The organism is Paenibacillus sp. FSL P2-0136, from assembly GCF_037975325.1.
Lineage (GTDB): Bacteria > Bacillota > Bacilli > Paenibacillales > Paenibacillaceae > Paenibacillus_AQ > Paenibacillus_AQ silagei.
The window spans coordinates 270566-289146 of record NZ_CP150244.1 but is presented as its reverse complement, the minus strand read 5'-3'; the positions used below and the strand labels follow the sequence as shown (position 1 = coordinate 289146).

Below are 18581 nucleotides of genomic sequence, written 5' to 3'. Positions count from 1 at the left end.
GTAAGGAAGCGCGCCGGCACACGACCGGATATACGCGCTTCCTGATCTCCTGCTCATGCAGGTTAGTTCAGGGTGATCTCGTACAAGGTTCCGGCATTGCCGCTGTTCTGCGTTCCCTGCCAGTCTGCGGCCGGAACCTCCGTCCCGTTCGCGGTAATCCATTCCGTAATCTCCGAGCTGCCGCCGCCCCGCATCCCGCCCATGCCGCCGCTGGTGACCAGGAAGTACTTCACTTGCCCGCTCTCTACAAGCTCCTTCAGAGTGGCTGGGGTGTAGGGCGTATCTGACGCATTGAAGCCGTTCAGGATGACGACCTGCTCCCCTTCGTCGATGATATACGGGCCTGCCGTTCCATAATCCATCGCTGCGAACAGATATTTCTCGCCGGTATTATGCTCCTTGAGATAGGTCAGCAGAGACTCATTGATACCGGCAGCGTTATTCCTTCCCCCCATGCCGCCCATGTTGGCTATGTCGGGCATGTTGGCTATGTTGGGCATGTTGCCCATTGCCCCCATCCCGAAGGGGCTGCCGCTATCCGGCCCTGCTGCTGGAGTCATGCTATTATTTCCATAGACAATCGGTGTAAATGCCCAGTAGAGCGGGCCAATCAGCAGCACCAGGAACCCTGTTACCGCAGCGGCATGTAACCAGGAATGCTTAGTCCGTACCGCCTTCAGCAGCCGCAGAATTATTAGCACTACTGTCATTGCAATACCTGCTGCCAGTATGCCCACGGACCAGCCGCTGCCGATGGTATCGTTATACGGACGGATAATATACACCTCAAGCACCGTTGTAGCCAGCACCGCTGCGGGCAGCAGCCACGACAGCCAGGTCTGCCGCTCCTTATAGTAGCTCCAGAGCTGAGACCAGCCTGCACCTGCCAGCGCCGCCACCGGCGGAGCCATCATAATCAGGTAGTACTGGTGGAAGAAGCCGGCGATGCTGAAGAATCCCATGACCGGGACCAGCCAGGCCAGCCAGAAGATGGCTTCCTTATGCTGCCGGGTGAAGCTCCTGCGGCGCAGGCTGGCCAAGATCCCGATGCTGCCAAACAGCACGAACGGCAGCAACCAGCTCGCCTGGCCGGACAGCTCCTGCTGGAACAGCCGCAGCGGACCGGCAGTGCCTGTGTTGAACATGCCGCCGCCGTTCATCCCGCCGCGTCCGTTCGGGCTTCCGAACCCGCCGAAGCCGCCGTCCGCTCCTTCACCGCGCCGCCCGCCGTCCTGACCGCCCGGCACCATTCCGCCACCGCGTCCGTCCTGGCCTGGAGCAGTCCCGCCGCTGTCACGGCTCTGATTGTCCCCGGCGGCGGAATCTCGGCCGTTCATCGTCCCTTGTCCGTCCGCGCCCCCTTGTCCGCCAGTTCCATCCATGGGCGGGAATTCACCGCTAAAGTCCGGCATTTCCCCGTTCATTCCGTTCATTCCGTTCATTCCGGGCATGCCGCCGCTGAAGCCCCCGCTCCCGGCTCCTCCAGTGCTGCGGTCACCGGTCAGACGGGACACACCGTTATAGCCAAAAGCCAGATTAAGCACAGAATTGGTGCCGCTGCTCCCGATGTAAGGCCGCTTATCTGCCGGAATGGAATCGACAATTACAGCCCAGGATAGAGACACTGCCAGCAGTACGGCAGTGCAGGCTGCAAGGGTGCCGGTCTTCTTTTTCCAGTTCACCTGGGCTGCCAAAAGATAGAATAGATAAAAGGCCGGAAGAACCATATACGCCTGAAGCATCTTCTCATTGAAGGCGACACCGATAAGCCCGAAGGCGGCGAGCAGGCTACCCGGCCGGTGGGTCCGGGTGCCTCTGAAGAGAAACCATGCTGCCAGCAGTAAAGTGAATACCAGCAGCGCATCAATATTGTTCGTCCGGCTTACCGCCGCTGCTACCGGGGTGGCCGCCATAACGAGCGCTGCAAGCCGTGCCGCCGCCCGTCCGAAGGTTGGCTTCACCAGCAGATAGACTAAGAGTACCGAGCCTACACCGCCGAGCACCTGCGGGAGAATGACACTCCAGCCATGCAGGCCGAAAACCAGCGCGCTTAAGGTCTGCAGCCAGAAGGTTACCGGCGGCTTATCGACTGTTACAGACCCTGCTGAATCCAGGGAAGCGAAGAAGAAGTTATGGAAGCTCTGCAGCATGCTGCCCACTGCGGTTGTATAGTACGTATTCGCATATTGGTCATTCCAGATTCCGTATCCGTACAGGACGGCTGCCAGCAGCATAATCATTACCAGTACAACATCGGTACCCGGCCTCTTCAGTATTTTCATCGTTTGATCCACTCCGATTCGTTCATTTCTTAGGTGTATTATGGCATCCGTACCTTAACCGGCAATGAATGCCCGCTGAATGTTTGCTGAACGTGCCGGACACGCCAAATACCCCACCAAGAGATACATCCTGGTGGGGTATTTGGGAGAGCTACTATTTCCTTTACGGCTTACGGGCCAGCGCTGCTACCTTATTCAGGGTGTTCCAGTTGCGCGCGGTAAGCGCCGTTCCCAGCAGCTTGTCGAATGACACCTTGAACAGCGGCGACTCGCTCACACTCACTTCATAGAAGGCATACAGCTCCCTGCCGATCACCCGCACCTTATCGGCTCCATCCTCATAGGGACGGAGCTTCTCCAGTGCTTCAGCAGCTGGCTCCGCTGCCAGAAACGAGACGTACAGGCGCTTGTAGGCTTCCTGTTCACTCTGCGGGAACGGATTACCGGCGATGACCGCCTCCAGCTCCTCCAGAGAACGGATGATTACAGGCACCTCAAAGCCGAAGGTCTCCTGAATCCGCTGGCTGATGGTCCCGGCAAGTCCGGAAACGGAGGCTCCTTCACTCTCGAACACAACGTTGCCGCTCTGAATGTAGGTGCGTACATGCTCATATTTAAGCGCTTCGAACATCGCCTTCAGTTCTTGCATCTTAATGATTTTGTTGCCGCCGACATTAATGCCGCGCAGTAAGGCAATGTATGTATTCATCTGCGTTCCGCCTTCTCTATATCATCTATTATTCTGTTGCCCGCAGCGCTATGCTCTCATGCGTCTGCGGATCTCGCGGACCAGCAGTTCCTTCTCGGGAACCGGAAGTCCCTCAACCAGCCGTGCGGCTGCTACCGGCAGTATCCACGGGTTGATATCTGCAAGCGTCAAGCCTGACAGCTTCAGATATCTGCGGACATATTGCGCGGTCAGCCGCTTCCTGGCGAACCCTAAGAACCCCTTAGTGAACACAGAAGCCGACTCAGGCATGGACCCGATACTGAACATGATCACCGACCGTGCAACATCTGCTGCAGGATTGCCGCGGACGCCGGTCATCCAGTCTATCACCCACAGCTTGCTGTCCATCAGGATGTTGTCCGGGTGAAAATCTCCATGACACAGCTTCTCCCCGTCAGGCAGCTGTGCGAGCCGGGACAGAATCTGCGTCTTCTCCTCCGTCTCAAGCATGGGCGCGGCGATAATCTGCTGCTCCAGCCGCTGCTTCTGCGCACCTGCTTCGCCCATGCCATCGAGCTGATGAAGGCTATGATGCAGGCCGGCCATCTGCTTGAAGCCGCTGAAGTTCAGCCACGGCTTCCGGTTCATCTGCTGTAACAGGGTAGGACCGGCGATCTGCTGATACACAATTCCCGGTCTGCCCTCTACCACTACCCGCTCATGGGGCTGCGGAGTAGCAACACCTTGTTCATAGACCCATTTACTGAAACGGTATTCTAAGTCCACATGCTCTTCCGGAACGTCATCGCGGTACAGCTTAAGAATCTTTCCTTCCCCGTACTCCAGCACTTCCGCCGTTCTGCCTTGACCGATTACCTTCCCCTGCATATCAAGCCCTCCAGGCTAATCCAGACTGATCCGCGAGTAAATGCTCTCATCTCCCTTTATAGTGAATCGCGGAAAAACTCATGATAGAAATTAATAATAACCAGCAGCACAGCCAGTGATTCGTTGACGCTATCCACTTCCAGAGCGTGGTTGGCATCGTCAATCCTGTATACCCTTACCTGCTTCATGCTGCTAAGCTCGGCAGGATGCTGCCCGGTGAACATCGGGTCACTCCCGCCATAAATTACACTGCCCCGGCTCTGCCGTATGAACGGAAGGCTCTCGGGAACAGGTGTAAGGAACAGATGCGAGACCTTCTCGCCCACTCCGGGCTCCGACGCAACCTTACCCGCAATAATCGTCCCCATACTCTTGCTGATGAACAAAAGCTGCTCGTAGTCGGGAAGTGAAGCAAGCGCAATCTTGCATTCCTCGGCAACAATATCAATCTCCTCGCGCTTGAAGGATACTCTCGCAGCCTGGTAGCCGTATTCAAGCAGCAGCAGGTCACAGCCGTATTCCCGGGCCAGCTTGCCCGCATAATCCAGCAGCGGCCGCTCGGCGGAATAATTCTGTCCCGGAAACACCACAGCCAGCATCTTGGAGCCTTGCGTAATAAGCTTATGTCTGACCTCTCTGCCCCAATGTGAGGACATTACAATGCTGGATACGCTCATCTATCATCCACGCCTTTCCTACCTGTTCTATGAGATTCTCTCTTGCCTCTCATTATAGCTAACTTCAGCACAGGTTGAAAACCGGACAGCCCCGCAGGGCGGGGCTGAATAGCTGACGCTGCTCTATGAACCTTCCGGCTGCTGCTCTGGAAGGGCCTTGTGTCTACTGTTCCTTCTGCGGGCAAGAAGCTCGGCTGTAATCCATAGTACCACAGGAATCACCACTTCGAACGGGAGGGCATATACCTTGTAGATGTGATAAGCGAACTCCTCCATTTCCATAATATTGGAATATATGAAGTCCGACAGATAGATCATGATCAGCCCCATCTGAAGCACTACAGACCGGTAGCTCCCCAGCTTGAATACCTTCGCTACCCCGTTGCAGGTTACATACAGGCACAGACTGACCTTGACGAAGAGCGCCGTAACAAACACAATGGCCGCCGAGCCCTCGATCCGGGTAACGAAATCGCCTATGTTAATCCGGCTGACCGCCACGTATGAGGGGAAGTACAGGCTGGACAGAATATCAGGGCCGAGCATCAGCAGGTTGCGCAGCGTGATCATAATAATGATCCCCCCTGCAATCAATGTGCTGCTGACCAGCACCCGCTTGGCAGAGCCCTTGGCCGGAATAGCGCTGAATGCGCCAAGGAAGACTACAATCTCGGCAAAAGGGAAGGTGAACGAGCCTGCTGTATCTGCAAGAATAAGGTTGAATCTGGTATGGAGTAGCGGCTTCAAATGATGGTATTCAAATTTGGGTACGGAGAGTAGTTGTAAGATCACAATTACAATCAGCGAGAACAGCAGCAGGAATTTGGCGCTTCTTCCAAGCACCTCGATCCCGGCGTGGACCACCCACATACAGAGCAGGCCAATCATAAGCATGGGTGCGAGCATCGGAGTTGCGGTTAAAGCCACGGTCTTGCTGAACTCCCCGAAATTGCGCAGCACCAGCGCGCCCAGATGTAAAGCATACCAGATATACAGACAACAGAGCATCCGTCCCAGGACGGAGCCGAACACTTCAATCAGCATGTCATACAGATCCTTGCCCGGAAACAGGACATGGAGTCTTGCATAGATCAGCATAAGGGGAATCGCCAGCAGAATCGCCAACATTTGGGCAATCCAGCTGCTGTTGCCGGACTGTGACGAGGTTCCCAGGAACAATGAAGCACCGGTGACAAATAATACAGCGATGCTGATCGACTGGCCAGCCGGAATAGTCTCTTTGCTCACACTCTCCTCCTCCTTCAGCGGTGCGCTCTAATATAGCTTTTTCACCCAATCCACAAACAGCGGGGACGGACTGGGAATCTCCCAGTGCATCGACAAGGCGAAGGCCAGCGCGAAGGAGATCAGATACAGGGCGGAGCAGACCAGGAAATCCCGCTTCATTCCCTTCTTCCGCAGCCCATACGGATCAATGACCGCTATCAATGCGTAGATGAATACCACGTAAATGACCATGCTTAATCCCCCAGCCGGATGGCCCGCGAAGTCTTGGCACTGCTCTGTATCGTCACCTTGGACTTGACGCTCACTTCAAGACCGGCAAAGACCTCAGGCCAGCGGTCCTTCACTTTGTCCCAGAGCTTAGGCTGGTTCTCGTACAAGCTCTCGCCAAAGCCAAAAATATCAGCATCGTATTCCTGCTGCATCTTATGAATTAACGCAAGAATATCTGCCTGCAGCTGCTCGGCTGCCCTTTGCTCGATATCCTGAAGCGTCTCATCCTTAAGGAATCCATCCGGTGTCATCACCTCATCCAGCGCTGTCTTGGTTACAGTACGAATGTCTATTTGGAGCTTGCCATCCACCATTTGGTGCTTCAGCTTGGTCTGATTGGAGATAATCTCCAGCGAATACGCGGGATTCCCCCGCTTATCATCTACAGCCAGCACCCCACCCTTCAGTACATTTTTGACGATAAGCATCGTCTTCGTCTCATCGCCGCTCAGCTTGCCCACCATCCGGTCCTTCACGAATACGGCGGTACCTACCACCCTTTCGCTCTCCTCACCATTTTTCCGGTGAATATGAATGATTGGAGCCGTCGCATTAATCCCCGAAGTCTCCAGCTTGTCGATGAAATCCCAGATCTCCACAGTCGGGGCGGTATTCGTATACCTCTCGTCACGCATCATCTGGGCCAATTCAAAGGACAGGATCGCTTCCGTGGTACTGTTCAGATTGAGCACCTCGCGGGCCGTCTTCTCTCCAGACACGAAGATGAACACATCCGACCGGGTCTCCGTGTCCCGGCTGTACCAGTCAATGACTTTGACCAGCCCCTCTCTGGCCGCTTCCTCACTGATGATGATTGCCTTCGCATGACTCCAGAAAAGCTTCTTGCCTGTCATAGAGATCATATTGCGGACGATCTCAAACATCGTATTCCCGCTGAGGCTGACCATCTTGTAGCCCGCTTGGGCCTTGTCCGCCGACCCGCCTGTATCCACTACCTCTGCTGTAAGCAGCAGCTTCCCATTCTCATTCTTATCAATGGCCACTCCGGCGACAATCGCCATATCATCCACCTCGGCATAATTCCAGCAGCCGGTGAGTCCCAGGCTCAGCAGCAGCAACAGTGCGATAAGAGAGGTACACCTTCTCAGCAGAGATCTCATGACCGCTTGGCCGGTCTCTTGGCCGGTTTCCGTCTCCGGTTGCGCATGCCAATCACCGCAGGGCGCAAGTTCATATCCCACCAGGGCGCCCGGACGGTTGTATCCTTAATATCCTGGGGGCGGATCGAGCCTACCCCGAGCATGTATGAGACGCCGAAGGAGCGCAGGCTCATTAGGTGAATGACCAGACCGAGCAGACCGAAGAAATACCCGTAGAGGCCCAGGAAGAAGGTGGTGCCCAGCAGCACCAGTCTGGCTATGATCAGCGGTCCGGTCAGCCTCGGATTGAGCAGCGTCGTTATCCCTGTCAATCCCACCACAATGACCATCGGCGCACTGACAATCCTCGCATCCACAGCAGCCTGGCCCAGCACCAGCGCCCCGACAATGCTTACAGCCTGGCCAATCGCTGTCGGTATCCGTGCCCCCGCTTCCCGCAGCACCTCGAAGATGGTCAGCATAAGCAGCGCTTCCACTATGGTTGGAAAAGGCACCGATTGCCTGGCAGTCGCAATACTAAGCAGGAGCAGAGTGGGGACCATCTCCTGGGCATAGGTTACAAGGGCAATATAAGCGGCCGGGATACTGATCGACATGAAGGCTCCCAACACTCTAAGCACACGGTTAAACGATGCAAAATAATAGTTGATATAATAATCCTCACTGGCCTGGAAGTTCTCAACGAATACATAAGGAACGGTCAGCGCAAAAGGGGTGCCTTCGACGAGGACCGCAACCCGGCCCTCCATGATTTTACTCACAAGTGTGTCCGGCCGTTCGGTACTTCCAACGGTTTCAAACGGAGAGTAGGGCTCGTCACGGATCAGCTCGGACAGATAACCCGTGTCCAGAATCAGATCAAGCTCCACCTTCTCCAGCCTGTCATACAGCTCCTTAATAATGTCGGGAGAGGCCAGGCTCCCCATATAGCAGATACAGGTCTGCGTCTTGCTGCGTGTTCCGATTTCCGTGAATTCAAATTTCAGATCCGGGTCGCGCACCCTGCGGCGGATCAGGGTCAGATTCACAAGCAGCGATTCGGTGAAGCCCTCACGGGGGCCACGTACCGTTTTCTCTGTAGTAGGCTCTTCTATCGCTCTGGAGTCCCATCCCTGAACATTGATGAGAAGCCCTCCGGCATAGCCTTCCAGCAGCAGCACCGCCTTCCCGCTGACGACCGCCCCGATCAGTCCATCCATCTCCTCGGAGACCATGACATCTGGGGTATCAATGACAGTCAACCGGATTCTCTCCATCAGAACCTTAGGGTCCCGGTGCTCTTCTTCTGCGGGCTGGTAGGCGAGTACCGGCTTGATAATCCCCGTCTGAATCAGATTCCGGTCCACCATTCCATCGACATAGATTAGCCCGCAGCGGACGGAAGCGCCCTGGCTGTTCTCTATAATCCTTACTCTTAGTGTCCCGTCGTTATTGAATATCTTCCGCAGCCGATCCACCGTCTCCTCCAGCGAAGGGCTTAGTGGAGGATGCGCTGATAGGGTACCGGCAGCTTCGCTGTTCAGTGCAGGTTGCTTGTTCTTCACCGCTATCACTCCCCTCAGAGATCTATTGCTCTGATTATCCCCCGTCTCTCTAACTCCTATTCGCCAGAATTTGCTGGATAGGAGAAGCAGAAGCCGCCCGGACCTTGAACGGCACAGCAAATAAGCCCGCTCTGTAAAAGAGGGGCCGGTTGAGTCCAGGCTTCGTATGATATCGTCAGCCGCTGCTCCACTAAGGCAAATGCTCCTTGCAGCAGCCGCTTTATGTTATGGTTAGTACAGTTAGATAACAGCGGTGGGATTGTTACAGAGAAAGGTAAAAGGAGCACATAAAATGACACCATTCACGCGAAAAGTTATTCTCATTATTCAGTCGATCCCGGAAGGCTCCGTCATGACCTACGGCGGGATTGCCCGGGCGGCCGGAAGTCCCCGGGCGGCCCGGCAGGTCGTGCGCATTCTGCATTCCATGAGCAGGAAGTACAAGCTGCCGTGGCACAGGGTCATCAACGCCAAAGGAATGATCTCGCTCACCGAAGACGAATCCGCCTCCCTGCAGCAGCTATATTTAACCGGAGAGGGCGTTATCTTCGATGAACGGGGCGTGGTTGACCTGGAGCGCTACCAGTATGTTCCGGCTCCTGAGCTGGAGATGGACATGGAGCTTCCGCCTGAACTCGGCGATGAGGAGGACACTTAACCTCTCTTCCTCCGGCCCTCGGAATAACTCCTGCGGCTCCCGCCCGCCAGCCCGTTCAGCAGGCAATACATCGTGGCATAGATCACCAGCAGCACAAAGGCGACGAACAGGCTGAAGAACACTGACTGCCGGTTCAGACTGTCCATGACCAGCCGGTAGAGCTGATGGCGGTCCGTCAGCACATCCCAGCTGTTCAGCCGGTAGACTCTGCCAAGCAGGACGCCGTAGCCGCCCATGACACAGGCGAACAGGACGAAGACCCACGAGAGCAGCATGTTGCTTTTCCGGTAGATCACGTGCTGGAACTGGTACAGGGAGAAGAATCCGGTCAGCCAGCCGCTCCAGGTGAACAGGAGGAGGGTGGTCAGATCATACCAGTACCGGTTCTGGATCGTTCCGCCGACGATATACTTGCTTTTGCGGACAGTCAGATGGATCAGATCAGTCATAATATAAGGCGCATTCGGAAAAAACAGCAGCCAGGCTACGCCCAGCGGCAAAATCAGCAGCCCCCCGATCTTCCGCTTATCCAGCTCATGCGCAGCCATGGAGAAGAAGAACGGCACCCAAGCCAGAAACAGATTCCAGAGCAGAAAGGTATAGAACGTATCCGTCTGCAAGGAAACTACGCGGTACACCGCAAGCGTTGCCCCCGTCATAGCAGCCAGAAGGATGAACACCTTGGTATAATTCAGTTCTCTCATGAAGGATAATCTCCTTACCTCGATATAGTCCAATGATATAATTGTACAAATATGGGGCAGGAGTGTCCAATACGGGAGGTTTAGCGGGAAATGCGGTGACTAGTGGAGACGGCTTTGCCGTCTTTTAATAGAAGGATATTCTTATATTTTGAAAAGACATAAATTTCGCTTACGAATTAAATTCACTGTACTCTTCCTCAGTCGTCTGCACGTTCTTCAGATACATAATCTGCCCCATATCATTCACACGCATAATATCTATACCCGCCTTCGCATAGACCGTGCCATCGGCAGCTTGTCCGCATACTGCCCAGTTGGTCAGGTAGCTGCCATCAGGCTGAAGTACCCATGCGTCCCACATATGTTTAATGTCTTTGTTGTGTTCATAAAAAGTCTTAATCACTACCTCGAATCCTGTGCGGCTTCTCCCGCCCGACACAATTTCAGCATCCTGCGTGAACAGTGACAACAAATCGTGCATAGCCCGATCGTCGGTGCGGGAGGCATCATACAAACGGAAATAGTTATTTAACATGGTTATGTTCTTATCCGTGTGTTGAGCGTTAGTGGTATTACCGGCAGTTGTTGTGTTAGACATTTTATTACCTCCTGAATTTTCTGTAGTGTTATATTTAGTCGGGTTTTATAGTTCGAATATTATCGAACTATTCAACATAAGAAGAACTATATCACACTCTATAAGCAACGTAAATGATAATTCGAAAATTTTCGAACATTGAAAGAAGATATTGAATATGCTAGTATCTACCTTATGAGAAATTTATCGATACCTACAGTTTCAGAGATGCATCTGACCACGGTCTGTAATGCATTAGGTGACCCGTTGCGTATGAAGATTGCCTATTGTCTAGCCAGTTCTGGCGAGAAACGCTGCTCCGCCTTTGAAGTCGACCACATCTCAAAATCAACGTTGTCCCATCACGTTAAAATGCTTCGTGAAGCTGGAATTATCCAGCCGCGCATAGAAGGCAAACAGCACTTTTATTCGCTCAGAAAAGATGATTTAAATACCCGTTTCCCAGGTCTGGTCGATATGATTCTGCACACAGGAGACTTAGAATAATATATGATAAAGCGGGTACTTGGTATATTAAACGACAAAGAAATCGCTCCTTTTGGAATGGAAGGCGGACCCTCCATTTTACCAAAAAGGCGATTTCTTTTTCCGGATTACAAGGATTATACCCCGCCGCTCAGCTTGCGAGCCACCGCCGGAGTGCGCCCTTTGAAGGCAGCGCTGCGCGATGAGGATTCCTCCAGCCCCGAGAGGGCGCTGCATTCTCTGAAGGCCGCATGCGCGCAGCCCCGGCACCGGCTGGGGTTCACGCTGCCCAGCGCATCATTGATCGCTTCACCGGTATGATCATAGAACTGGGAGGCACCAATCCGGTCATACAGCCCCGTTCTCTTGAGCAGCTCCAGCGGCTGGCTCTGGATGCCTGAGATCATCAGTCTGCCGCCAGCGGCCTGCAGCTCCTTCACCAGCGCTGCCAGATTGGCCTCGCCTGTCGTATCCATCAGCGGCACCTTGCCCATGCGCAGCAGGATAAGCTTAGGCTGATCCGGGCCGAGCTCGGGCATGGTGTGGTCGAAGCGGTAGGCAGCGCCGAAGAACAGCGGTCCCTCCACATTGTAGATTCCGATCTGCGGACAGTCGTGGCTCTCTGTTACCATATGGGCCTCGACCTTGACGGAAGACGGGTCAGGCAGCACCTTGGAGATTCTATGCACCTCACCCATACGCTTGACGAAGAGCACAACGGCCAGGATCAGCCCCACCTCTACCGCCACGGTCAGATCAGCGAATACCGTCAGCAGGAAGGTAATCGCCAGCACCAGTGAATCCCCGGTCTTCAGCTTCAGCAGGTGGAGAAATTCCTTGCGTTCACTCATATTCCAGGCTACGACCATCAGAATCGGAGCCATCGCTGCCAGCGGAATGCTGGAGGCGTAAGGGGCGAACAGCAGCAGGATCAGGAACACCACCACACCGTGAATGATCCCGGAGAGCGGAGAAGCGGCACCGCTGCGTATATTGGTGGCAGTTCTGGCAATCGCACCGGTAGCCGGTATCCCGCCGAAGAGCGGCGCGGCGATATTGGCGACCCCCTGGCCGATCAGCTCACGGTTGCTGTCATGGCGGCTGCCCGACATGCCGTCGGCCACGACTGCGGAGAGCAGCGACTCAATGGCCCCCAGCAGCGCAATGACAAAGGCCGGACGGATCAGCAGCTTGATTTTCTCCCACGTAATGACCGGGAAGTGAAAGCTGGGGAGTGTATTCGGGATATCTCCGTAGGCGGAGCCGATGGTCGTCACCTTGCCGCTGAAGAACAGGGCTGCGATAACCGTGGCACACAACAGTCCAATCAGAGAACCCGGCACCTTCGGGGCAAACCGCAACCCCAGCACCACTACAGCAAGACATACTCCCGCAGTCAGAATGCTGTACAGATTGATTGTGGAGAGATGCGCCCCGATCTCCTTCATATTGTCGATAAAGCTCTCATGCCGCTTCATGTCCCTCAGGCCAAGGAAGTTCGCAATCTGCCCGCTGAAGATAATAACGGCAATCCCCGCTGTAAAACCAATGGTCACTGGCTTCGGAATGAACTTTATCAATACCCCCAGCCGCAGAACACCCATCAAGACAAGAATCACCCCGGCCATCATTCCGGCAATCAGCAGATTCTCATACCCGTACTGCATGGCAATAGCGAACAAAATAGGAATGAATGCACCCGTAGGCCCGCCAATCTGGAACCTGGACCCGCCGAATAAGGAAATCAGTATGCCGGCCACAATGGTTGTATAGATTCCGTACTCCGGCTTCACACCGGAAGCAATAGCAAATGCCATCCCAAGCGGGATGGCAATAACGCCGACGATTGTCCCTGAAATGATATCCTTGCGCAGCGAAGCAATGTTATAGCCTTTGAAACGGCCCCACCCTGTCATCCTATAACCTTCTTTTCTCTGAATATCTGATTATTTGAATATAATACCCACATTACTCCTGCCCGCTGCTCTTGTCAACGGGGTAATCCGCCCCCCGGAGCCCGGGGTTATTCGCTGCGGATGCCTTCAAGCAGGGAAATGGTACTCACCAGATGATTGTCAAAGATCTGTCTGGCTACAGCCAAAAGCTCCTTAATCAGAGGATCACGTAGGGCATAGATGACAGTGGTCCCTTCCTTGACGCTGGTGACCACATTTTTGGCCCTGAGGACGGCCAGCTGCTGGGATACCGCAGAGCCTTCCGACCCCAGGATCGCCTGCAGCTCGTTCACATTCTTCTCGCCTTCGCTAAGCAGCTCCAGAATCCGAATCCGCATCGGGTGCGCCAGCGCCTTGAAGAATTCCGTCTTAAATTGTTGAATATCGCTGTTCATCAGACTTCTGCTCCTTATGTGTTACTTGTTTCAATCTATATTATATTAGCTCATTTGCCTGAAGGTGGCTATGCCGGGACAGGAAATAGTTCGTCCGCCGGGGGCCCTGCGGCCCCTACAGATTCACCGGATACAGCCTCGCTTCACGGGTCCTCAGCTCGACGAAGCCGCCCAGCGCCATCGGTTCACCCAGGCATTCGAACATGATCAGGTCGCGGCCGATCCGCAGATAACCCGTGCCGTCCTCCTCTATATTTTCCAGCACGCCTGTCAGGATGACCGTGTCCCCTTCGATACGCAGGCCAAAGGCACCGCCGGGAGCAGGCAGAATATCGACCCAGCTCATGAACAGCGCCGGCAGCTCCCATTCTGCCACCCATTCCTCACCCGGCTGAACAGGCGGCCCGCACCAGATGGCTCTGGCTTCCCCCCATTGTGCTGCCGCGAATCTGATTTCCCCGGTCCGGGGACCTTGTCCAAGAATGTGTATGTTCATCTTCATTAGCTCCATCTTCGTTCATTGGTATAACGTCATTATACATGACCGGGCGCCGGAGAGGATATCAGGTGTAATTCTGCGTTGCTTTGTTCAGATACGTGCTGGGATGCAGCCAGGGATGCTTGAAGAACTCGTGTTTGTCAGTGATTTTGCGGGAGACGCTGAGGTCATAATCAATCATGCGCTTCACCTTCTCCGCGAGGCTTCTGCCCTTCACCAGCAGGCCCAGCTCGTAATCATGGCAGGCACTCCGTTCATTAATATTATAAGAGCCGTGAAATACCGCCTGCGCTCTGTGGTCGTAGATGATTTTCCAGTGGGAGAAGCGTTCAGTCGCACTATAATCATAGAAGGATACGCCGTTACAAAAGGGAACGTACATGTTGCTGCGCACCGCCGCCCGGTTCGTCGGATGGTCATTAATCTCCAGCGGATTGCATATGACGAGATGGCTGGCGCGCTCCGGCCCCACTTCACCCAGCCGGTCCCAGAAGGCCTGATCGATCAGATACGGATTCACAATAAGAGTCTCATCGGCCGCATAGGTGATCACATCCAGAATATATTGCTGAATCAGATTCACCGGGTTGCCGGGAAAGCTCGCGAAGAGCGTACACTCCTGCTCCCCAAATGCATAGTCCACCGCAGGACGATAGAAGGGTGACGCCAGGTCAAAGTGATCTCCCCCGAGCAGCAGCCACCTGGAGTGAAAAACAGCGTTCAGCGACTGGGCCACAGCCCCCTGAATGCGGAAGCAGCCGTCATGCCACTCCTCTTCCTTCGCGGGGATACCGAGCGGACGTCCATCCACCTGCTGATCCGGGGCTTCCTGAATGGGGGAGGCGAACGTATACTGGTCCCCGATATTCAGACTGCCGATAACGGAAGTTATTCCGTCTATAATCATGAATTTGCGGTGGTCAATCACATTCAGCCCGGTCACTTCTACATCCTCTTGAACCTTATCCTGCAGAAAAAGGATGCTCTCAGGCACGCCCTGTGACTTCAGCACCTTGCGCTTCGCAGCCCATTCCTCTGCACCGTAATAGGAGTGGAAGGTATCCAGGAGCCTCGCACCTGCCTGCTCCAGACGCCCGGCAATCTTGGAGAATTGCCCCACCTCTAGGTTCTGGCCGTATCCGAGCGCAGTGACCGTATAATTCACCATGATTCTAACCTCTACCCCGCGCTCAAGTGCATGAAGCAGCTCACTAGCGATAAGGTTCCCTGAATGGTCATTGAAGAACAGCATCACGGACAGATGAATATAACGCTCAGCCTTGCCGATCTCGCCGAGCAGCATGTCCAGACATTGCGGTCCGTTCACATAAGGATCTACCCGGTTATGCCGGGTGGTCTGCGGGGCCAGAGCCCTGAGCTTTCCGGAATCGAGTCCTGCTACTGTATCCGCGAGCTGATTAAGCCATTCCTGGCTTATACCCGGCAGTTGCCCGAGTTGCTGCATATCGGTTATGACGCCACCGCACTCCTGCCGGTAAGCGCGTGCGGTATCATTTTGCAAAAGAGGGGTAAACGCCGGCTCAGCCTCCTCCGCGCCTTCGGTAAGCGAGGCCAGGGAGCCGCCCGAAATATGATAATTCACGTAATCTATGAGATCCTGCTGAAGCTGCCCGTCCTGCTCGGCAGCAGCAGGGATTGAGGTTAACCGGTGATTATTATGTAGATTAGTCATGCTGTCTTCATCTCCTTCGTTCTTCCCCGCCTTGCTTCGTCAGCAAATGACAAGCCAAGTAAGGGTAAGGTAAGATACCCGGCTTGTACGTTTTATAAACGGCATGGCACCTATCAAAATAATCCCACAAAGTGGGGCCTTAGCTTCGATGATGACTCAGGTACTTTGCGGGGACCCTAAAACATATAAATTATTCTCTAAAAAAAAGATGCCCGCAGCAGTCATTAGACTGCCGGAGCATCCCGGAATTCCAGATTGTATAGGGTTAATCACTTGATAACGTAATTATTTGCTCAATTCCTCAGCGCTATACACCTTAACATCAAGCGGTGCGGTCAGGAATTCTCCCGCTTTGGCGGCGAAGCCGGTGAAGTGAGGGCTTGTGTTGTGAGCGGCAACGGCGGCCTGGTCACGCCAGGTCTCAACCATAATATAGAGACTTCCGTCTGCTGCATGCTTATACAGCTCGTAGGACAGGTTCCCTTCTTCTTCGTGTGTGGCGGCAATCAGCGGCTTCGCTGTGGCCAGGAACTCTTCCTCCCGTGCAGGATTCACATGAAGCAGCGCATGGATAATAATCATTTGGATATTCCTCCTAGAATTTCATGGGTATAGAGTATTATTTCCACTGGGCAATCGTGTCAATAGGCAGACGGACGGAGGCGTAGCCCTCTTCCAGTGCTTTGCCGATCGAAATCAGCATGACCGGAATGTAGCGTTCTTTGTCCAGACCGAACATTTCAGCGATCTGATCCTTTTCAAATCCGCCGATCGGATTGGTGTCATACCCGTGTGCGCGGGCGGACAGCATCAATTGCATGGAGACCAGACCAGCGTCAATCATCACGGTCTCTCTGTTCACATCTGCGGGCAGCTTGGCGAAGTGGGCGCCCAGGGCGGCCAGCTGTCTTTCTTTGACCTCGGCAGGCATAAGTCCGCGTTCTACAGCCGTTCCGTAGATTTGTTCAGCGTAATCGAAGTTATTCATATCACCGAATACGGCAATCACCGCTGCGGAGGTTTCGACCTGAGTCTGGTTGAACTTGGCAATAGGGGCCAGCTTAGCTTTGGCTTCCGGGCTTTCGATGATCACAAAACGCCAAGGCTGCATATTCACGGAGGAAGGCGCCAGCGTGGCTTCAGTAAGAATCTCTGTCATTTCCTCTTTGCTGATTTTGACGGATGAATCATATTTGCGGATAGAGCGGCGTCCTGTAATAATGCTGATGTAATCATTGTTTTTGGTAGTGTTCATGATAATTTGCTCCTTTAAAATGGTTTGATTATTGTTTCCGGCTACAGTAAATTAATGTTATATTGCAGCCGGGTAAGCATCTCTGCGAGCACAGTGCGCTCCTGTTCATTGAATCCGTTTAGCAGATCGCTGATGAACTCGGTCTTGTTCTCCCGGTAGGCATTGATATGCTCACGGCCTTGACCAGTCAGGGAGACGAGAGTCACCCGATTATCGGCTGGGTTATTGCGGCGGGCGATCATCCCGTTCTCTTCAAGCCCTTTTAAGTGGCGGGTAACCGCTGCTGCATCGATTTCCAGAAGCTTTTGCAGGGAAATCTGACTGATCTCGGAAATCCGGTACAGCTCTTGCAGCAGCCTGAAGCGGGTCGGAGTCATGCCGGCGCAGCGCTCGAATTTGGGGCCGATTTCTTTGTGCAGGGCCTGTAGCAGTTCGAAGATCTTATGTTCATCGGGCTGAACTTCGCTCAAGATTAACCCCCTCACGCAAATAAATTGTGCAAAACCTTTTCGACAAAACATACTTTACACCCAATTCATTGACCCGTCAACTAATAATTTTTGGAGGAGGCTGCCAGTATGAAAATAGCCCTGATTCAGCTCGATATAGCATTTGGCAAACCGGAGGTGAATTATGCTGCCGCCGAGCGCAAAATTCGTGAGGCTGCCGCCGGCAGTCCAGACTGCATCATTCTTCCCGAGCTATGGACAACGGGATATGACCTGACCCGGCTGGGCGAAATCGCAGATCCCGGCGGACATACCACGGGTGCCTTAATGTCAGGTTTGGCCCGGGAATACGGCGTGAATATCGTTGCCGGCTCCATTGCCGTCAGGCAGGAGAACGGCGGCGTTACGAACAGTATGTATGTCTTTGACCGCAGCGGGGCGTGCACCGGGGAGTATAGCAAGCTGCATCTGTTCAAGCTGATGGAGGAGCATCTCTACCTCCAGCCCGGCGGTGCGAAAGGACTGTTCACGCTGGAAGGCATTCTCTGTGCCGGGCTGATCTGCTATGACATCCGGTTCCCTGAATGGGTCCGCGTCCATATGGCCGGAGGGGCGGAGATCTTGTTCATCAGCGCCGAATGGCCGCTGCCCCGCCTCTCTCACTGGCGCGCGCTGTTGATCAGCCGGGCGATTGAGAACCAGTGCTACGTTGTAGCATGTAACCGGGCAGGGGCAGATCCGGCCAATACCTTCGCTGGACATTCCCTGATCATCGATCCTTGGGGCGAGATTGTCAGCGAGGCCTCCGGGGGCGAAGAGATCCTCCGCGGCGAGCTTGACCTCGCCCGGGTCCGGGAGGTACGGGGGCAGATCCCGGTCTTCGCGGACCGGCGTCCGGAGTTGTATAGGTAGTAGGGGCGGTGCAGACGTAGAGGATTATCGCGGGGGGCGGCATCTTTTGCCCCCATTAAATATTTTTGAACTGCCTCCGGCCCGCTCACCCTCGCGCGTGCACATTGTGTTCGGTTTTTCGCATACATTTGGCCCGTGCACACCCCAGCCTGCACATTGTATGCTGTTTTTCGCATACATTCGGCCGCGCACACCCCAGCCTGCATATTGTATGTTGTTTTTCACATACATTCGGCCCGCGCACACCCCAGCCTGCATATTGTATGCTGTTTTCCGCATACATTCGGCCCGCGCACAC

Annotated in this window: 20 protein-coding genes; 3 read left to right on the top strand and 17 right to left on the bottom strand. The window is 54.2% G+C overall.

Features of this window, described 5'->3' with window-relative positions; all coding sequences use genetic code 11:
• Nucleotides 1–62: 62 nt before the first annotated feature.
• The 8 genes from NYE26_RS01240 to NYE26_RS01205 all read right to left on the bottom strand — a co-directional run bounded on the left by NYE26_RS01240 (nucleotide 63) and on the right by NYE26_RS01205 (nucleotide 8700).
• Nucleotides 63–2282 (bottom strand): glycosyltransferase family 39 protein, encoded by a 2220-nt coding sequence (locus NYE26_RS01240; protein WP_339253318.1) that lies wholly within the window; start codon nucleotides 2280–2282, stop codon nucleotides 63–65.
• A 163-nt stretch (nucleotides 2283–2445) separates the two neighbouring features.
• The gene (locus tag NYE26_RS01235) at nucleotides 2446–2991 is read right to left on the bottom strand and encodes a DUF1697 domain-containing protein (protein WP_339253316.1); all 546 of its coding nucleotides are present in this window, start codon (nucleotides 2989–2991) and stop codon (nucleotides 2446–2448) included.
• A 48-nt stretch (nucleotides 2992–3039) separates the two neighbouring features.
• Complete coding sequence (locus NYE26_RS01230) at nucleotides 3040–3840, bottom strand: aminoglycoside phosphotransferase family protein (RefSeq protein ID WP_339253315.1); 801 nt, start codon at nucleotides 3838–3840, stop codon at nucleotides 3040–3042.
• A gap of 56 nt (nucleotides 3841–3896) precedes the next feature.
• Nucleotides 3897–4517: an alpha/beta hydrolase gene (locus NYE26_RS01225; protein WP_036722244.1), complete on the bottom strand. Its 621-nt coding sequence runs from the start codon at nucleotides 4515–4517 to the stop codon at nucleotides 3897–3899.
• 123 nt (nucleotides 4518–4640) lie between these two features.
• Nucleotides 4641–5765, bottom strand: coding sequence for an endospore germination permease (locus tag NYE26_RS01220; protein ID WP_036722242.1), 1125 nt, complete (start codon nucleotides 5763–5765; stop codon nucleotides 4641–4643).
• A 27-nt stretch (nucleotides 5766–5792) separates the two neighbouring features.
• A complete protein-coding gene (locus tag NYE26_RS01215; protein WP_339253314.1) occupies nucleotides 5793–5996 on the bottom strand; it encodes a hypothetical protein in 204 nt (67 codons plus the stop codon).
• A 2-nt stretch (nucleotides 5997–5998) separates the two neighbouring features.
• A complete protein-coding gene (locus NYE26_RS01210) occupies nucleotides 5999–7156 on the bottom strand; it encodes a Ger(x)C family spore germination protein (protein ID WP_339253313.1) in 1158 nt (385 codons plus the stop codon).
• The gene (locus tag NYE26_RS01205) at nucleotides 7153–8700 is read right to left on the bottom strand and encodes a spore germination protein (RefSeq protein WP_339253311.1); all 1548 of its coding nucleotides are present in this window, start codon (nucleotides 8698–8700) and stop codon (nucleotides 7153–7155) included. The genes NYE26_RS01210 and NYE26_RS01205 overlap by 4 nt, the downstream gene beginning before the upstream one ends.
• Before the next feature lie 292 nt (nucleotides 8701–8992).
• Between NYE26_RS01205 and NYE26_RS01200 the strand changes: the two genes are divergently transcribed.
• Nucleotides 8993–9358 carry an MGMT family protein gene (locus NYE26_RS01200; protein ID WP_036722238.1) on the top strand — a complete coding sequence of 122 codons (366 nt, stop codon included), beginning with the start codon at nucleotides 8993–8995 and terminating at the stop codon, nucleotides 9356–9358.
• Here NYE26_RS01200 and NYE26_RS01195 read toward each other — a convergent pair.
• Nucleotides 9355–10062 carry a DUF1361 domain-containing protein gene (locus NYE26_RS01195; protein WP_339253309.1) on the bottom strand — a complete coding sequence of 236 codons (708 nt, stop codon included), beginning with the start codon at nucleotides 10060–10062 and terminating at the stop codon, nucleotides 9355–9357. The two genes, NYE26_RS01200 and NYE26_RS01195, sit on opposite strands and share 4 nt — an antisense overlap.
• Before the next feature lie 169 nt (nucleotides 10063–10231).
• On the bottom strand, nucleotides 10232–10660 hold the full coding sequence (locus NYE26_RS01190) for a nuclear transport factor 2 family protein (RefSeq protein WP_339253307.1): 429 nt from the start codon (nucleotides 10658–10660) through the stop codon (nucleotides 10232–10234).
• Nucleotides 10661–10834: 174 nt separating this feature from the next.
• Between NYE26_RS01190 and NYE26_RS01185 the strand changes: the two genes are divergently transcribed.
• On the top strand, nucleotides 10835–11146 hold the full coding sequence (locus NYE26_RS01185) for a metalloregulator ArsR/SmtB family transcription factor (protein WP_339253305.1): 312 nt from the start codon (nucleotides 10835–10837) through the stop codon (nucleotides 11144–11146).
• A 116-nt stretch (nucleotides 11147–11262) separates the two neighbouring features.
• Here NYE26_RS01185 and NYE26_RS01180 read toward each other — a convergent pair whose 3' ends face one another.
• The 7 genes from NYE26_RS01180 to NYE26_RS01150 form a co-directional block, all read right to left on the bottom strand.
• Nucleotides 11263–13041 (bottom strand): SulP family inorganic anion transporter, encoded by a 1779-nt coding sequence (locus tag NYE26_RS01180; RefSeq protein WP_339253303.1) that lies wholly within the window; start codon nucleotides 13039–13041, stop codon nucleotides 11263–11265.
• A 107-nt stretch (nucleotides 13042–13148) separates the two neighbouring features.
• Nucleotides 13149–13475 (bottom strand): metalloregulator ArsR/SmtB family transcription factor, encoded by a 327-nt coding sequence (locus NYE26_RS01175; RefSeq protein ID WP_036700195.1) that lies wholly within the window; start codon nucleotides 13473–13475, stop codon nucleotides 13149–13151.
• A 115-nt stretch (nucleotides 13476–13590) separates the two neighbouring features.
• A complete protein-coding gene (locus NYE26_RS01170) occupies nucleotides 13591–13971 on the bottom strand; it encodes a hypothetical protein (RefSeq protein ID WP_339253301.1) in 381 nt (126 codons plus the stop codon).
• A 67-nt stretch (nucleotides 13972–14038) separates the two neighbouring features.
• Entirely contained in the window at nucleotides 14039–15667 is a 1629-nt protein-coding gene (locus tag NYE26_RS01165; protein ID WP_339253299.1) for a phosphatidylserine/phosphatidylglycerophosphate/cardiolipin synthase family protein, read from the bottom strand.
• 285 nt (nucleotides 15668–15952) lie between these two features.
• Nucleotides 15953–16249 (bottom strand): putative quinol monooxygenase, encoded by a 297-nt coding sequence (locus NYE26_RS01160; protein ID WP_076083848.1) that lies wholly within the window; start codon nucleotides 16247–16249, stop codon nucleotides 15953–15955.
• A 37-nt stretch (nucleotides 16250–16286) separates the two neighbouring features.
• Complete coding sequence (locus tag NYE26_RS01155) at nucleotides 16287–16922, bottom strand: nitroreductase family protein (protein ID WP_155991204.1); 636 nt, start codon at nucleotides 16920–16922, stop codon at nucleotides 16287–16289.
• A 41-nt stretch (nucleotides 16923–16963) separates the two neighbouring features.
• The gene (locus tag NYE26_RS01150; protein ID WP_051477777.1) at nucleotides 16964–17392 is read right to left on the bottom strand and encodes a MarR family transcriptional regulator; all 429 of its coding nucleotides are present in this window, start codon (nucleotides 17390–17392) and stop codon (nucleotides 16964–16966) included.
• 108 nt (nucleotides 17393–17500) lie between these two features.
• On the opposite strand from NYE26_RS01150, the gene NYE26_RS01145 reads away from it, so the two are divergent.
• On the top strand, nucleotides 17501–18283 hold the full coding sequence (locus NYE26_RS01145) for a carbon-nitrogen family hydrolase (RefSeq protein WP_339253295.1): 783 nt from the start codon (nucleotides 17501–17503) through the stop codon (nucleotides 18281–18283).
• Nucleotides 18284–18581: the final 298 nt, after the last annotated feature.

Coding starts and splice junctions, on each gene's coding strand:
- NYE26_RS01225 (WP_036722244.1), bottom strand. CDS start 4,517: ATGAGCGTATCCAGCATTGTAATGTCCTCACATTGGGGCAGAGAGGTC.
- NYE26_RS01175 (WP_036700195.1), bottom strand. CDS start 13,475: ATGAACAGCGATATTCAACAATTTAAGACGGAATTCTTCAAGGCGCTG.
- NYE26_RS01195 (WP_339253309.1), bottom strand. CDS start 10,062: ATGAGAGAACTGAATTATACCAAGGTGTTCATCCTTCTGGCTGCTATG.
- NYE26_RS01155 (WP_155991204.1), bottom strand. CDS start 16,922: ATGAACACTACCAAAAACAATGATTACATCAGCATTATTACAGGACGC.
- NYE26_RS01190 (WP_339253307.1), bottom strand. CDS start 10,660: ATGTCTAACACAACAACTGCCGGTAATACCACTAACGCTCAACACACG.
- NYE26_RS01200 (WP_036722238.1), top strand. CDS start 8,993: ATGACACCATTCACGCGAAAAGTTATTCTCATTATTCAGTCGATCCCG.
- NYE26_RS01145 (WP_339253295.1), top strand. CDS start 17,501: ATGAAAATAGCCCTGATTCAGCTCGATATAGCATTTGGCAAACCGGAG.
- NYE26_RS01180 (WP_339253303.1), bottom strand. CDS start 13,041: ATGACAGGGTGGGGCCGTTTCAAAGGCTATAACATTGCTTCGCTGCGC.
- NYE26_RS01165 (WP_339253299.1), bottom strand. CDS start 15,667: ATGACTAATCTACATAATAATCACCGGTTAACCTCAATCCCTGCTGCT.
- NYE26_RS01235 (WP_339253316.1), bottom strand. CDS start 2,991: ATGAATACATACATTGCCTTACTGCGCGGCATTAATGTCGGCGGCAAC.
- NYE26_RS01185 (WP_339253305.1), top strand. CDS start 10,835: ATGAGAAATTTATCGATACCTACAGTTTCAGAGATGCATCTGACCACG.
- NYE26_RS01230 (WP_339253315.1), bottom strand. CDS start 3,840: ATGCAGGGGAAGGTAATCGGTCAAGGCAGAACGGCGGAAGTGCTGGAG.
- NYE26_RS01170 (WP_339253301.1), bottom strand. CDS start 13,971: ATGAACATACACATTCTTGGACAAGGTCCCCGGACCGGGGAAATCAGA.
- NYE26_RS01210 (WP_339253313.1), bottom strand. CDS start 7,156: ATGAGATCTCTGCTGAGAAGGTGTACCTCTCTTATCGCACTGTTGCTG.
- NYE26_RS01160 (WP_076083848.1), bottom strand. CDS start 16,249: ATGATTATTATCCATGCGCTGCTTCATGTGAATCCTGCACGGGAGGAA.
- NYE26_RS01215 (WP_339253314.1), bottom strand. CDS start 5,996: ATGGTCATTTACGTGGTATTCATCTACGCATTGATAGCGGTCATTGAT.
- NYE26_RS01240 (WP_339253318.1), bottom strand. CDS start 2,282: ATGAAAATACTGAAGAGGCCGGGTACCGATGTTGTACTGGTAATGATT.